This window comes from Streptomyces sp. NPDC040610 (assembly GCF_055594065.1).
Window position 1 is genome coordinate 475343 of record NZ_JBVIXA010000002.1, and the last position, 15138, is coordinate 490480.

At 72.6% G+C, this 15138-nt stretch carries 12 protein-coding genes; 7 read left to right on the top strand and 5 right to left on the bottom strand.

Annotated elements, in window-relative coordinates; translation table 11 throughout:
• Positions 1-34 precede the first annotated feature (34 nt).
• Together ACZ6AA_RS08650 and ACZ6AA_RS08655 are read right to left on the bottom strand one after the other, a co-directional pair.
• Entirely contained in the window at positions 35-2299 is a 2265-nt protein-coding gene (locus ACZ6AA_RS08650; RefSeq protein ID WP_471457006.1) for an ATP-binding cassette domain-containing protein, read from the bottom strand.
• 174 nt (positions 2300-2473) lie between these two features.
• Positions 2474-4381: a helix-turn-helix domain-containing protein gene (locus ACZ6AA_RS08655; protein ID WP_468458911.1), complete on the bottom strand. Its 1908-nt coding sequence runs from the start codon at positions 4379-4381 to the stop codon at positions 2474-2476.
• A 256-nt stretch (positions 4382-4637) separates the two neighbouring features.
• Between ACZ6AA_RS08655 and ACZ6AA_RS08660 the strand changes: the two genes are divergently transcribed.
• The 3 genes from ACZ6AA_RS08660 to ACZ6AA_RS08670 are packed head-to-tail and all read left to right on the top strand — an operon-like array spanning position 4638 to position 7800.
• On the top strand, positions 4638-5483 hold the full coding sequence (locus ACZ6AA_RS08660) for a helix-turn-helix domain-containing protein (RefSeq protein ID WP_468458913.1): 846 nt from the start codon (positions 4638-4640) through the stop codon (positions 5481-5483).
• Positions 5480-6274, top strand: a complete 795-nt coding sequence (locus ACZ6AA_RS08665; RefSeq protein WP_468458915.1) for an SAM-dependent methyltransferase — start codon at positions 5480-5482, stop codon at positions 6272-6274. The genes ACZ6AA_RS08660 and ACZ6AA_RS08665 overlap by 4 nt, the downstream gene beginning before the upstream one ends.
• Positions 6271-7800, top strand: coding sequence for a helix-turn-helix domain-containing protein (locus ACZ6AA_RS08670; RefSeq protein ID WP_471457009.1), 1530 nt, complete (start codon positions 6271-6273; stop codon positions 7798-7800). The genes ACZ6AA_RS08665 and ACZ6AA_RS08670 overlap by 4 nt, the downstream gene beginning before the upstream one ends.
• A gap of 56 nt (positions 7801-7856) precedes the next feature.
• Here ACZ6AA_RS08670 and ACZ6AA_RS08675 read toward each other — a convergent pair whose 3' ends face one another.
• Positions 7857-8726 carry an alpha/beta hydrolase gene (locus ACZ6AA_RS08675; protein WP_468459193.1) on the bottom strand — a complete coding sequence of 290 codons (870 nt, stop codon included), beginning with the start codon at positions 8724-8726 and terminating at the stop codon, positions 7857-7859.
• A gap of 231 nt (positions 8727-8957) precedes the next feature.
• Here ACZ6AA_RS08675 and ACZ6AA_RS08680 point away from each other — a divergent pair, with 231 nt between their 5' ends.
• From ACZ6AA_RS08680 to ACZ6AA_RS08695, 4 genes are all read left to right on the top strand, one after another.
• Positions 8958-9620 (top strand): TetR/AcrR family transcriptional regulator, encoded by a 663-nt coding sequence (locus tag ACZ6AA_RS08680; RefSeq protein WP_468458919.1) that lies wholly within the window; start codon positions 8958-8960, stop codon positions 9618-9620.
• Between the two features lie 84 nt (positions 9621-9704).
• Positions 9705-10307, top strand: a complete 603-nt coding sequence (locus ACZ6AA_RS08685; protein WP_468458921.1) for a DUF2867 domain-containing protein — start codon at positions 9705-9707, stop codon at positions 10305-10307.
• 175 nt (positions 10308-10482) lie between these two features.
• Positions 10483-11655 carry a trypsin-like serine peptidase gene (locus tag ACZ6AA_RS08690; protein ID WP_471457011.1) on the top strand — a complete coding sequence of 391 codons (1173 nt, stop codon included), beginning with the start codon at positions 10483-10485 and terminating at the stop codon, positions 11653-11655.
• 91 nt (positions 11656-11746) lie between these two features.
• Complete coding sequence (locus ACZ6AA_RS08695; protein WP_468482165.1) at positions 11747-13273, top strand: carboxylesterase/lipase family protein; 1527 nt, start codon at positions 11747-11749, stop codon at positions 13271-13273.
• Positions 13274-13321: 48 nt separating this feature from the next.
• Here the strand turns inward: ACZ6AA_RS08695 and ACZ6AA_RS08700 are convergent, their stop codons facing one another.
• A complete protein-coding gene (locus ACZ6AA_RS08700; RefSeq protein WP_468482164.1) occupies positions 13322-14329 on the bottom strand; it encodes an MASE1 domain-containing protein in 1008 nt (335 codons plus the stop codon).
• Between the two features lie 145 nt (positions 14330-14474).
• Complete coding sequence (locus ACZ6AA_RS08705; protein ID WP_468482163.1) at positions 14475-15008, bottom strand: hypothetical protein; 534 nt, start codon at positions 15006-15008, stop codon at positions 14475-14477.
• Positions 15009-15138: the final 130 nt, after the last annotated feature.

Sequence of the window (15138 nt, forward strand, 5' to 3'; positions counted from 1 at the left end):
GGTCGCGGTCGGCGACCCGCCTCCGTGGCACCGGTCAGGAACCGACGTACTCCCGAAGATGACGGGCCGTCAAGGTGTCGCTCGCGGTGACCAGTTCGGCGGGCGTGCCGGTGAAGACGATCTCGCCGCCATCGTGGCCGCCACCCGGGCCGAGGTCGATGATCCAGTCGGCGTGGGCCATGACGGCCTGGTGGTGCTCGATGACGATGACCGAGTTGCCGTCGTCGACGAGCCGGTCCAGGAGCGCGAGGAGCTTGTCCACGTCGGCCAGGTGCAGACCGGTGGTCGGCTCGTCGAGGATGTACGTGGAGGACTTCTCCGCCATGTGGATGGCGAGCTTCAAACGCTGGCGCTCGCCGCCGGAGAGGGTGTTCAGGGGCTGGCCGAGGCGCAGATAGCCGAGGCCGACGTCGGCGAGGCGGCCGAGGATGGTGTGCGGCTGGCCGGAGGGGAAGAAGTCGTACGCCTCGGCGATCGACATGCCGAGGACCTCGCTGATGTTCTTGCCGTTGAGGCGGTAGGTGAGCACCTCCGGCGTGAAGCGCTCGCCCCGGCACTCCTCGCAGACGGAGGCGACGCCCTGCATCATGGCCAGGTCGGTGTAGACGAGCCCGAGGCCGTTGCACTTCGGGCAGGCGCCCTCCGAGTTGGCGCTGAACAAGGCCGCCTTGACGCCGTTGGCCTTGGCGAAGGCGTTGCGGATCGGCGTGAGCAGGTTCGTGTACGTCGCCGGGTTCGAGCGGCGCGAGCCACGGATCGGGGACTGGTCGGCGACCACCACACCGTCCTGCCCGGACAGATAGCCGTGGATCAGCGAGCTCTTGCCGGACCCCGCCACGCCGGTGACGACGGTCAGGACGCCGAGGGGCACGTCGACCGAGACATCCTTGAGGTTGTGCGCGTCGGCGCCCTTGACGGCCAGGTGGCCCTTGGGGGTGCGAACGGTGTCGCGGAGCCGGGCGCGGTGGTCGAGGTGGCGGCCGGTGAGGGTGCCCGAGGCGCGCAGGCCCGCCACGTCGCCGGTGTAGCAGATCTCGCCGCCCGCCGTGCCCGCGCCCGGGCCGATGTCCACGACGTGGTCGGCGATCGCGACGACCTCCGGCTTGTGCTCGACGACGAGCACGGTGTTGCCCTTGTCGCGCAGCCGCAGCAGCAGGTCGTTCATGCGCTGGATGTCGTGCGGGTGCAGGCCGATCGTCGGCTCGTCGAAGACGTACGTGACGTCGGTGATGCTGGAGCCCAGGTGGCGGACCATCTTCACGCGCTGGGCCTCACCGCCGGAGAGGGTGCCCGAGGGGCGGTCGAGGCTGAGGTAGCCGAGGCCGATCTCGGTGAGCGAGTCGAGGAGGTCCAGGAGGTTGGCGAGGAGCGGGGCGGTGCCCGCGTCCTCGATGGAGCGGACGAAGTCGGCGAGGTCGTTGATCTGCATCGCGGAGCACTCCGCGATGTTCACGCCGTCGATCCGCGAGGAGAGCGCCTCCCGGGTGAGGCGGGTGCCCTCGCAGAGCGGGCACTGCCGGAACACCACGGCGCGGTCGACGAAGGCCCTGATGTGCGGCTGGAGTCCGTCGCGGTCCTTGGCGAGCCAGGTGCGCTGCATCTTGGAGACGAGGCCCTCGTACGTGAAGCCGTTGGAGCCGACCTTCACCTTGACCGGGTCCTTGTGCAGGAGGTCCGCCCACTCCTGCTCGGTGAAGTCCTTGAGCTTCTTGTCGGGGTCGTAGAAGCCGGAGTTGGCCATGACCTGCCAGCTCCAGGAGTCCACCGCGTAGTACGGGAGGGTCAGGGCACCCTCGTTGAGGGACTTCTCGCGGTCCAGGAGCTGGTCCACGTCGACGGTCGAGACCTCGCCGGCGCCCTCGCACTCGGGGCACATGCCGTCGGGCAGATTGAAGCTGAAGGCCCCGGACGTGCCGATGTTCGGCACGCCGAGGCGGCTGAAGATGATCCGCAGCATCGTGTACGCGTCCGTGGCGGTGCCGACCGTGGAGCGGGAGTTGGCGCCCATCCGCTCCTGGTCGACGACGATCGCCGCGCTGAGGTTGCGCAGCTCGTCGACGTCGGGGCGGCCCACGCTCGGCATGAACGACTGGATGAAGGCGGTGTACGTCTCGTTGATCAGGCGCTGGGACTCGGCGGCGATGGTGGCGAAGACGAGCGAGGACTTGCCGGATCCCGAGACTCCGGTGAACACGGTGAGACGCCGCTTGGGCAGGTCGAGGGAGACGTCCTTGAGGTTGTTCTCCCGCGCTCCGCGGACCTGGATCAGGGTGTGGCTGTCGGCGGGGGTGACCTTCACGGGGGCTCCTTGTACGGCTCGCACAGCTGTCCGGCATGAATAGCGTACAGCGTACTCAGTCACGGAGCACGGCGCCTCTGTTTTTCGTGAGCCTCCCTTGCTGCGGCTTTCCGTGAGCCTCCCGTGCGACGGTCCCCCGGCCGCCGCACACCCCGTGTGTCGTGGGTCCGTCGATCACGTCACCGGACACAGGACGCCGCGGCTCTCCGCTATCTCGACCTTCCCGGTCGCGACGTGCAGGGCGAACTGAAGGTCGCGCAGGCCGCTCAGCGACCCGAGGTCCCGGGACATGTGCGCCTCCAGGGCGCGCAGATGGGAGCGCACGGTGGCCTCCGACAGGCCGAGGGCCCGCGCGGCCGCCTCCAGGTGCGCCTCGTGAGTGAGCCACACCGTGGCCGTCGTGATCAGGTCCCTGCGGTCGCCCCGGGCCGACCGCAGGAGGGTGTCCGCCCACGCCGTCACCTGCGGCGAGGCGAGGAGGGAGTGGAGGGTCGGCGCGTACGCTCCCTGCGTCATGGACTGCGCGGGCGGCTCCCGGTGGGTGACCAGCTCCAGCGCGAGGCCGACGGCTATCCGGTCGGCGACGGAGGCGAAGTCCACGCGCAGCGCCTCGGCGGCCCGGGCCACGCGGCGCGTGACGGTGTTGCGGTGCAGGTTCAGCCGTCGTGCGGCGACGGTGTAGGGGTGGGCGAGGGCCATCGACAGGGTCTCGCGCATCTGTTCCCACTGGGCGTCGTGGCGCATCAGCGGGTCGAGCAGGTTTCTCGCCCACACTTGCGCGTCGCGCGGCGGGAGCAGGCCTATCAGGTCCGTGTTCGGGGCGGACAGCGCGGCCGCGTCCGGCTGGAGCAGGGCGAACCCCTGGGCGGCGCCCGCCTCCCGGAGCGCGTCCGCGAGCAGGGACATGGAGTAGACGCCGCTGCCGCCGACGGAGGCCTCGGCGCCCAGGGCGGCGACGAGCCGGGTCAGGTCGGCGCCCACGCCGTCGTCGGCGCGGCCGGGACGGACCGGCTGGACGACGATGATCCGGCGGTCGGCGCGCGGGTCGGCGATCACCAGGGCGCGGCCCTCCGTGACGACCTCGCACCGGCGCACCGCGACGTCCCGGTGGGCGCACGGGACGTCGACCACGAAGACCCTGACCGTGTCGGCGTCGAGGAGACCGGGCGCCTGGGCGGCGAGCACCCGGCGCGCCTTGTCCACCTCGCCGTCGAGGAGCAGCTCCACCGCCGCCCTGCGGGCCGCGCGGGAGGTCTCGGCGGCGGCGCGGTACTCGCGGCGCGCCTGGTCGAGCAGGCCGAGGAGTTTCGCGGCGTGCCCGAGGAGGCGTACCTCGGCGTCGTCGAAGGGGGCCGTGCCGCGGGCGATGGCGAGGACCGTGCCCGCCCCGCGCGCCGGGCCGAGGGAGATGAGCCGGGTGTGCGGGCCCGAAGGGCGGCCGGACGCCGTGCCGTCGACGGAGCTGTGGATGATCGCCGGGGCGAGGGCCTCGGCGGCCGTGGCGGGCGAGGCGGCGAGCACCCGGTGCGGGTCGCTGACGAGGACCTGTACCTGGAGGGCGCGGGCGAGCCAGTCCGCGATGCGCTGCATCGCGCGGGGGTCGGCGAGCTCGGACGGCACCTGCTGCACCAGCGTGGTGAGCTGGCTCGCGCGCAGCTCGGCCCCGGCGAGGCGGCTCTCCTGGAGGCGGTGGCGCGTCTTGGCCCACTCCCGCAGGGGCGCGGTGGTGACGAGCACGGGCACGGAGAGCGCGTGGGACAGGTCGCGGATCGCCTGGGGCAGCGGCTGGTGCGCGCCGGGCTCCAGGCTCACCACGAGGCCGGCGCACTTGTCCAGGGCCAGTTGCTCCATGAGCGTCTCCAGGGCGACCTCCGCGCGGCCCCGGGCGCGGAACTGCAGCCCGGTGACCAGGACGAGGCATCCGGCGTCGAGGCGCCGCTGGGGCTCGCCCTCCAGCAGCTGCGACACGGTCAGGGCCGTGAGTCCGGCCACGCCGACAGCCCCGAACCGGGCAGCGTCGACACCTCCGGCGAAGGCGAGCTCCAGCTCCGCCCTGCCGACCAGCACGCCCAGTGTCAGCACGTCATCTCCCCCTTCTGCCCGAGGAGTTGGTGATGTCCCTCGACGGGGCTCACAGCCGCATGGTGTGCCGACGCGCTCTCTCTCGGGCTCGCCGACACGTCAACTCCAGCCGAAGCAAGCTCAGGCAGTGCACGGCGACTTGACCGGTTTCCCGTCGGCTGTCGCCATGGACATACTCAAAGGGTTGCGCACACAGATTGCAAGCGACAAGGTGTGCACTGTCCGCAAGTTGTGGAGAGTGCCGGAAGGAGCGTTCGTGGCCCGCGAAAGGTCCGGTCCGACCCTCGCGCATCTCGTTCTGGCCACCCGGCTCAAGATCCTGCGCGAGGCGGCGGGACTGTCGCGCAAACAGGCCGCCGACGCCCTCGGCGCCCACCCGGTCACCGTCCGCCGGATCGAGCACGCGCAGACGTCCCTGGACGAGGGTCAGGTCCGCTCGCTCCTCGGGGCGTACGGGGCACCGGACGCGGAGATCGAGGAGTTCCTCGGTAAGCTCGCGACCGCCAACCTGCCCGGCTGGTGGCATCCCTGGCGCACTGTCATGGACCCCTGGCAACTCGACCTGATGAGCGTGGAATCCGCGACCAGCATCATCCGCACCTGGGAACCGGCCCTCGTCCCCGCCCTCTTACGCACCCGGGACTACGCCCGCGCCGTCGACGACGCCCTGCGGCCCGATCTGACGGCAGCCGCCAAGGAGGCCCGCACCGAACTGCTCATGGTGCGCCAGGAGCGGCTGCGCACCCAGCAGACCCGGATCTGGGCGCTGATGTCGGCCGTGGCCCTGCACACCCGGGTCGGCAACGACAGCGTCATGGCGGAGCAGCTCACCGCGCTGCGGGCCGCCGCCGAGCGGGCGGACGTGACCTTGCAGATCCATCCGCTGGACGGACCCCCGCACGCCCTGACCGGCAAACCGGCCATCACCGTCTACCGCGTCGAGGCACCGGAGATCCCCGACCGGGTGGTCCGCGAGGGCGGCCCGGTCGGCGCCGCCGACATCTGGGACGCGCCCACCACCGTGACCGACTACCGCCTGCTCCTTGACTACTCCTGCGCCACCGCCTTCCATCCCGACAAGTCGAAAGAGGCACTGTCATGACCGAGCCGACAGACCCCCTGCAGATCGACACCTCCGTCGCCCACAGCGCCCGGGTCTGGAACTACTGGCTGGGCGGAAAGGACTGGTTCCCCGCCGACCAGGCCGCCGGTGACGCCTATCGCGACAAGTACCCGATGATCGAGCCGATGGCCCGGGAGTCCCGCGGCTTCCTCATACGCAGCGTCAACTGGCTGGCGCGGGAGGCGGGCATCAGGCAGTTCCTGGACGTCGGCGCCGGGCTGCCCACGGCCAACAACACCCATGAGGTCGCCCAGCGCATCGCGCCCGACTGCCGGGTGGTGTACGTCGACCACGACCCGCTCGTCCTGCTGCACGTCCACGCGATGCGCAAGAGCACGCCCGAGGGCGCGATGGACTACGTACTCGCGGACATGCGGGACACCGACGCCGTCCTTCAGGGCGCCGCCAAGACCCTGGACATGACCCGGCCCATCGCCTTAGTGATCAATGACGTGCTCGGCCACATCGTGGACTGGGACGAGACGCTGTCGCTGGTACGCCGGCTCATCGCCCGGCTCCCCTCGGGCAGCTATGTGTCGCTGAGCCACTCCACCGCCGCCGACGAGCGGCACCGTGAGGTCCAGGAGGAGTACAACAACTCCGGCGCGATCCCCTACATCTTCCGGGAGCCGGAGCAGACGATCGCCTTCTTCGACGGCCTCGATCTGGTCGAGCCCGGCTATGTGTCCTGGCCCAACTGGCGGCCCGACGCCACCACCGGACGGCTCACCGAGCGGGCCGGGTGGGGCGGGGTCGCCCGGATCTCATGACGACCGGTGGCGCGGGCCGTCCGCAGCACCTCACGGGGCCCCCGCCCACTCCCGTCGCACCGGACCCCGCGAGCCAGTGGGTGCAGCGGCTGACGCGGGCGGCGGCGCGCTCCGGCGCCGTCCTGATCGCCGAGACCGCCGCGCTCGCCGACGGCTGGGCCGCCCTCGTGGACCCCTCGGTCGGCACCGTGCACAGCACCCCCCGTACGGCGGGGCCCGACGGCGAGCGCGCCGCCGCGCACCCGCAGGCCCATCCGCACCTCACCGTCCGGCACGTGGGCGACGCCTCCGGTTCCGTCCTCGTCGTCGGCCCCGGGCGGGCGCCGTGCGCCCACGTCGCCCTGATCGCGCAGGCCACCGCCGACCTGCTGCGGGTACGGGCCCGGCGGGCTGACGACGTGCGCGGCACCGAGCAGCGGCTGCACGCCGCCGTGCTGAACCTGCTGCTGCACGGCCAGCACGCCCTGGCCGCCTCCGTCCTGGGCGACGGCACCGCGACGCACGCGACCGTGTACCGCCTCACCGGGCGCACCGTGCACGCCGCCTACCAGGCCCTGTGGCGGGCCGCGCAGCCCGGCGCGTTCCTCGGCGGCCCCCGGATGCTGGTCTGTCTGGACGGGACGGAGCTGGTGGCCGTCGCACGCCACGACGCGCACGGAGATCACACCTCCGCGCGCACGCTCATCGCGCGCATCGCCGAACGGCACCAACTGACGGGGGGCGCGGCGGAACCCGCTCCCCTGGACATGTTCGCCACCGCCTGGTCCGAGGCCGGTGCCGCCCGGCACAGCGCCACCCCGGGGCGTCTCGCCGCCGCGAGCGGTCTCGGCGCGGACGGGCTGCTCCGGGTCGTGCCGGGCGACCGCCTCGGCGCCTGGTCCGCGGGCGTCCTGCGGCCCCTGGACCGGGAGCAGCGCCGGACCCTGGAGGCCTGGCTGCGCTCGGGTTCGGCGCAGACGGCCGCGCCCGCGCTCGATGTGTCCGAGGGAACGGTACGCGCACGGCTGCGGGCCGCGGGGAGCCTCCTGGCCGTCGATCTCGACCACCCCACCGTGCAGGCGCAGTTGCTGCTCGCGCTGCGCGCCCCGGCCACTCCCCTGCCCGTGCCCGCGCAGGCCGCCGCCCCGACGACCGCTCCGGTCCTGCCCGTCCCGCCGGTCCGGGCGACCGCCCCGACCAGGCTGCGCACCGACCCGGCGCTGCCCACCGGTCTGCTCGGCCCGCAGGACGCCGCCCGCTGGGCGTCCGGGCTGCTGGAACCGCTGGACACCCGCTTCCGCATCACGCTCCGGTGCTGGCTGCGGCACCGGGGCCGCACCGCGCCCGCGGCAGCCGAGCTGGGGCTGCACCGGTCCACGCTCACGGCCTGGCTCGCCGAGTGCGGCAAACTCCTGGACCTGGAGCTGTCGTCGGCGACGACCAGGAGCGAACTGCACCTGGCCGCCGAGACGATCGCCACCCCCGCCGACACACCGGCGGCCCTGCCGCGCCGCGGGGGCAGGACCTATCGAGGGGCAGGGCGGTAGGCGCACCCCGTCGGGCGGGCGCCACCGCCACCGCCGAACTCCTCAGCCGACTGTGCTCATGACCCGTCGGCAGCGGCCAGGGGCGCGGCGAGTTCGCCAAGGAGCCGGGCCGCCGGGGCCGGGTGGACGAGCCACTTCAGGTGGCTGCCCTCGAGGTCGCGGACGTCGTAGGGGTTGTCCGGGGTCAGCGCGTCGCCCTCGCGGATCAGGCGGTCCTGCAGGGCGAGCGGCAGGCTCGTGTCGTCGGCCAGCCGGACGTAGGTCTTCGGGATGCGGCCCCAGGTCTCGGCCCGCGCCCGGTCGGCGGAGGTGCCGACGTCCAGGTTCTCGTCGGGCTGGAAGGTGTTCAGGAAGGTCAGGAACTCCTCGTCGGTGCCGTCGGCGAGGAAGGCCGCCTTGAACGCCGCCAGGGCGCCGGGGTCCGCGGTGCGGAAGTTGACGCGGAGCAGGCCGAGTTCGGCCGGGTTCCCGGCCATCGCCAGGGCCAGCGACGCGGCGTCGACCGTGGCCATCTCCGGCTCGGCGTAGTAGTCGCCGACGTCGAGGAGGACCGGGCACCAGGCGGAGACGTAGACGATGCGGTCGATGAGGTCCGGTCGCGCGTTGGCCGCGGCGGTCGCGGTGACGCCGCCGCGGCTGTGCGAGACGAGTATGACGGGGCCGTTCCGCTTGGCCCGCTCCAGGATCCCGATCAGGTGCGCGACATTGTCGGCGAGGGTGACGCCCTTGATCGCGCCGGGCGCGGTGGCGAGCCCTTCGAGGTCCTGGGGCGTCTGGTAGGCGCGGGTGTAGGTCGCGGCGAATCCGTGCCCGGGCAGATCGACGGCTACCGAGCGGTGGCCGAGGAGGCCCAGTTCGGCCTGGAGCGGTGCGAAGGAGAAGGAGTTCGCGAAGGCTCCGTGCACCAAGACGAAGGTCGGCTGCATCTGTCTGCTCACTTTCTGGCCCCCACGGCGTCGGCGGCGTGCGCCGCACCGGGAAAACCGGTTTCCGGTTTCCGCTTTCCGATGGCGCACCCTACCTGCGCTTTTCCGTGAGAATCACCCCCTCGAAGAAACATACACACGTGCATGTATGGTTGCTGTCGGAGGAGGGGCAACGAGCCTCCACGCAGCAGGACTTCGGCCATCCGGTGCGACGAACCGAGCGGAGCAGCGATGCGGACCCCGGACACACGAGGCGGGACACGGAGGCAGCCGACCGCGCGGGACGGTGTCGGCCGCCCCCGCCCCACCCAGGCCGACCGCAGCGCGCGCTCGCGCACCGCGCTGCTCGAATCGGCCGCACGGGGCCTGTCCCGCTACGGCTACGGCCATCTCAAGCTGGAGCAGGTGGCCCGTGAGGCCGGGTACACACGCGGTGCGCTCTATCACCAGTTCAAGGACAAGCAGGATCTGGCCCTGGCCGTGTGCGCCTGGTTCCGCGAGACGTACTGGCACGAGGTGGCGCGGTTCGTCGAACAGGAACCGGATCCCGTCACGGCGCTGCTCACCCTCGCCCGCGGCCACGCCGTGTTCTGCCGGCGTGACGTGGCGCGCGTACCGATCGCGCTGCGCCTGGAGTTCAGCGGTCAGGACCATCCCGTCGGGCGCGAGGTCGAGCGGAACTACGACACGCTCCTCACCCGCGTCGCCGGTCTCATCGACGCCGGGCGCGCGGCGGGCGCGATCCCGCCCGGCCGACCGACCGGGACCCTCGCGCTCGCCTTCGTCGGCGCGCTCGAAGGCACCGTGATCGCCCTGGCGGGACAGGCTCCGGACGACGAACTGTTCGCGGCCCGGGCCGTCGCGGGCGTGCTCGGCATCGCTCCCCCGCCGTAGCGCGGCGCCGCAGCGCGATCTCGTACCCCATACGGACTCACTCCCTCGCAGTCATCCGACACCGAGCAGACGGAGGTTCCACGCATGAGGCTCCCCAACACCGCGCACACGTCCCGGCCCTGGCGGATCCACGAGATCACGCCGGACTTCCGTCTCTACGACGTGTGGGCCCTGCCGACGCCGGGCGGCCCCGACGACTTCCCGCACCTGGTGCGGCAGACCACCGGCGGCGACACGTCCGACAACCCGTCCCGGATCGCCCGCGTGCTCTTCGCGATCCGCTGGAAGCTCGGGGAGTGGTTCGGCTGGGACAAGGCCGACGCCGGTGTCGGCTCCCGGGTGGCGACGCTGCGGGACCGGCTGCCCGACGATCTGCGCGACGGCCCCTTCGGGCCGGAGTTCGACCGCCTCCCGTTCCGCTCGGTCTTCCTGACGGACGACGAGTGGGCGTCGGAGATGAGCAACCGGACCGTGCACGGGGTGATGCACCTGAGCTGGGTCCCCGACGGCAAGGGCGGGTATCGCGGCCAGATGGCCGTGCTCGTCAAGCCCAACGGCCTGTTCGGGAAGGCCTACATGGCCGCGATCGCTCCGTTTCGGCACCTGCTCGTCTACCCGCCGCTGATGCGCGGCATCGCCGCCGAGTGGCGGGCCGACCCGCCCCAAGGGGCCGAGCCAGCGGCCTAGTTCGCGTCAGCGGCGCCCCGGCGGACCCCCCGAACGGATGGCCCCCGCCGGGCGACCGCTGGCCGGTACACCTCTCACATCTTGTCATGTCCACACCTACCTTGGTGTGTCGAAGCGGTCGTGCGCAGCGGTCCGCTTCTGGCCGACCCACGGCCGACCCACCAAGGAGGCAACCGTGTTGAGACGCATCATCGTGGCCGCCGCGCTCGTGGCCACGAGCATTCTGATTCCCGTAGCGCCGACGGCGGCGGGCGATGCCGCGCCGCCGCGCGCCGAGGCCGCCCCGATCCCCACCGTCGGCGAGGAGCAGGCGGTGGATCTCAGGCTCGGGTCGTCCGGGAGCCCGGTCCGGCAGGAGATCCGGCACCGCGGAGCGGCGTACGTCAAGGTGCACTTCGCCCGGCTCGCCCTCGCCCCCGGCGACTACGTGACGGTCGCGGACCCGACCGGACGCGAGGTGCACACGTACCACGGCGATCCCACGCGCGGGGCCGCCGCACGCGACGACGCCGGGTTCACCCGGCACGGCCGACCCGGCTTCGCCGCGATGTCGGTCGACGGCGACACCGCCGTGGTCACCCTGCACACCAGCGGGAAGGGTGGGTCGCACGCGGCGATCGACCGCTACTGGCGCGGCTACAGCGAGGCGGAGATCGCCGACAGGAACCCGCGCAGCGTGTGCGGCGCCGACGGCCGCAGGGACGCGGTCTGCTACCGGACCAGCCATCCCGCGCAGTACGCCGCCTCGCGCGGCGTGGCCCGCATGCTGAAGAACGGCGGCGGCTGGTGCACGGCCTGGCGCGTGGGCCGCGGCAACCACATGATGACCAACAACCACTGCGTCAAGAACCAGGCGGAACTCGACACCATGGAGGTGCAGTTCGACTACGACTGCGCCACCTGCGGCGGCAACGACCCGCGCCCCGGAACCAAGGTCGGCGCGAACGCCCTGCTCCGCACCTCGCCTTCCCTCGACTTCTCGCTGTTCAGCGTGGACAACTTCGACCGGATCACCCAGTTCGGCACCTTGTTCCTGGAGACCCGCGCGCCGATCGCCAACGAGCGGGCCTATATCGCCGGGCACGGCGACACCAAGCCGAAGCGCATATCGCTGTACGAGGAGAACGACGGCGGCGCCTACTGCGGGATACGCAACCCCCAGCTCGGCACCGAGGACGTCGGGTACAACTGCGACACCTCGGGCGGCAACTCCGGCTCCCCGGTCCTCGCCGGCTCCTCCCACAAGGTGATCGCCCTGCACTGGGGCGGCTCCTGCCCGCACAACGTGGGCACGCGCATGGACAAGATCTATCCGCAGATCCAGGACCTGGTGGACAACCGCCCCTAGCCGGCGGTGCCGGACCGTGGACGGCCGCGGTCCGGCAACGGGTCGTCCCGCCAGGTGTTGGCGGGAGTTCCGCGAGGGAAGGAAGACGGGCGTGACTGCTTCTGAGCGCGTGTCCGACGTCCGTACGGAGTGCGGGACAGTTCGCGGGCGATGGGAAGGCGGGGTGGCGGTCTTCCGGGGGATTCCGTACGCCCGGCCGCCGATCGGCCCGCTGCGGCTGGCGGCGCCGGTGCCCGCGCCGCCGTGGGAGGGCACGCGGCACGCCGACGCCTTCGGCGAGTCCCCTCCGCAGTCGCGGGCCTTCGGCCCCCTGGGAGGGCCCGAGAGCACGGCGGAGTCCGGGGACTGGCTGTCGGTGAACGTCTGGACACCCGATCCGGGCACGGCGGGGCTGCCCGTGCTCGTGTGGATCTACGGTGGGGTCTATCTGTTCGGCACCAGCGCCGGGCCGACCTACGACGGCACGGGGCTGGCCCGGCGCGACACCGTGGTCGTCACCTTCAACCACCGCGTGGGAGCGGAGGGTTACGGTCACTTCGAGGGAGCGGTGCCCAACCGTGCCCTGCTCGACCAGGTGGCCGCGCTCCAGTGGGTGCGGGACAACATCGCGGCCTTCGGAGGCGACCCGGGCCGGGTGACGGTCTTCGGCGAGTCCGCGGGCGCGGGCGCGACCGCCGCGCTCCTCGCCATGCCCCGCGCGTCCGGGCTCTTCCACCGGGCGGTGGCGCAGAGCGTGCCGGGGCCCTTCTACAGCGCCGCGCTGGCCGCCGACATCGGGGCCGTCGTCGCGGGCGAGCTGGGAGCGGCGCCCACGTCGGCCGAGGTGGCGGCGGCGACCCCCGAGGCACTGCGCGACGCGGTCGACGCCGTCCTGCACAAGTTCGGTCAGTACGAGAGCCGTTGGGGGCGGGCCGCACGCGCGCGCATGCCGTTCGCGCCCGTGGTCGACGGCGAGGTGCTGCCCCGCTCGCCCTGGGAGGCGCTCCGGGCGGGCCAGAGCGCCGATGTGGACCTGATGGTCGGTCATACCCGTGATGAGACGCGGTTGTTCACCGCGATGTCCGGGCAACTCGGCCTGGTGACCCAGGAGGAAGCGGCGGACGCCTTGGCGTGGTTCGCTCCCGGGGATGCCGGCCGGCGCGCCTACCGGGCGGGGCACGCGACGGCCGACCCGACCACGCTGCGGGACCTGGTGATGTCGGACTGGCTGTTCCGCATGCCCAGCCTCCATCTGGCCGAGGCACACGCCGAGGGCGGCGGCACCGCGTACACGTACGAACTCACCTGGGAGGCGACCGGACAGGGAGGCGTCCTCGGCTCCTGCCACGCGCTCGACGTGCCGCTTGTCTTCGGCACGCTGCGCGACGGGATCGCGGCGCTGCTCCTGGGCGAGGAACCGCCGGACGAGGCCGTCGCGCTCTCGGACCGGATGGGGGCCGCGTGGGCGGCGTTCGCCGCGACCGGCGACCCCGGCTGGGCCCCGTACCGGGTGGAGGAGCGGCTGACCCGCGTCTTCGGCGCGGAGCCGCACACGGCTCCCTATCCGGAGGAGGCGTCCCGTCTGATCTGGGCCGACCATGTGTTCACCGTGCTCGATGCGGCCCCGGCGGCGGACTGAGGCGCGCCGCGTACGAGAGGGGCCGGTGACGTCGACCGCGCCGCGCCGTCAGGGCATGTCCTTGGGTGCGGCCTCGGCCTGCCGCGCCCGGGGCAGGCCCTTGAAGAGCGTCAGCTGCGGGACCAGCTCGGAGAGTTGGAGGTGGACGCGGGTGAGCTGTTCGTGGCCGCGGTTGCGCTCCGCGACGACCGTGGCGAGGACCAAGGAGGTCAGGGCAGCGGAGCCGTTCAGGGCCTGCAGGACGAGCATGCGCGTCGCGACGTCGTGCCCGGCGAACGGGCCGGTGCCCGCGGCGGCCCCGGGGACGGCGAGCACGGACACAAGGAGCGCGCAGGCCACACCGCCGACGATCTGGAAGCGGTAGGCGGCCCAGATGAGGAACGGGAAGACCAGGAACGACAGATTCAGGGACGTGCGCGTCGCGAGCAGCGTGGCCGCGGCCGTGGCCGCCGCGAGGGCCGCCGCCTCGGCCCAGCGGGCCACGGGGATCCGCCGCGGCCACGAGGCGCCGAACAGCACCAGAAGCAGCGGGGTGACCAGCAGGACCCCCATCGCGTCCCCCGTCCACCACACCGACCAGGTCGCCCAGACACGGCCCGGGCGCAGCGCACCGGCCGCTGCCAGGACGGCGGTGCCGACGGTGGCGCTGACCAGCATCCCGGTCAGTGCGCCCAGGAAGACCAGGGACAGCGTGTCGCGCAGCGCCATGAGCGTCGGGCTGAAGCGGACCTGGCGCAGCAGCAGGACCGCGCACACCGGGGCCAGCGTGTTGCCCGCGGAAATGCCGACGAGCGCCCAAAGAGAGGGGCCGAAGGGCCAGTTGATGAGGACGGCGCCGAGCGCGATCGCGGGCCACATGCGCAGCCCCCACAGCAGCAGCGCGGCCACGGCGATCCCGGTCGGCGGCCACAAGGGCGTGACCTGCCCGCGCACCACTTCCAGGAGCAGGCCGCAGCGGCCCGCGGCGTAGTAGGCCGCCGCCACAGCGGCCAGGCGCAGGATGCGGTCGGTGTGGTGGCCGGACGGGACGGACGCGCTGCACCGCAGTGCCAACATGGGCTCCGAGGATGTGCTGTCGCCGGGCGGGGACCGAACCGGCGCCATTCGTACGGGATGTAACGATTCCACGCTAGCGCCATCGCGAACCGCGCTGCCCCACAACGGGAGGTCCCGTCCGAACTCCTTTCCCCGTCACACGGGTTCAGGAGGGTTTCGACTCGGCCCAGGGGCCGCGGTAGGCGAGGCGAAGATGGCCGTCCGGAGTGCGGTGCAGGTCCAGGCCGTGGTCGTCTCTGCCTCTGGTCGGGAAGGAGGCCGGGAGTGGATCCACCGTGGCGGGGGCCGGTTCGAGGTGGCCCGCGCGTGACACGTGCAGCCAGGCGGGCGCTCCGGTCGACTGAGGTTCGATGTAGTCGGTGACGGCGAGGCTGACGCCACCCGGGTCCACGGTGATGCGCAGCCGATAGCGGGACAGGGTGCTGTGCCCGACGAGGTAGTGCGCGGCGACGGTCGCCGCGTCGCTCATGCGGCGGGCCAGCGGAGGTGGAGCGCCGATCGCGGCGAGGAGGCTGTGGGCGGCCTCACCGATCAGGGTGTGGGTGCGGTGGCCGCGGTCGGTTTCCACGGTGAGGGACAGGTGCGGTGGTGTCTGCTCCGACGCGTCCGGCGCGCAGGTCTCGTAGGGCGTGTAGGGCGCGTAGGGCGAGGTGGTGCCGCGGTGGACCGTGCTGGGCATCTCGGGCTCCCGCTGCGGGGTGAAGGGTCGGGCCGCGAGAGGCGGGGCCAGTTCAACGCCTCCCACGGCCGTGTCTACAGCAATGGCCGGGGTCCGGGACCAGGCGGAAAACTTAGGCCGTGCGACCACC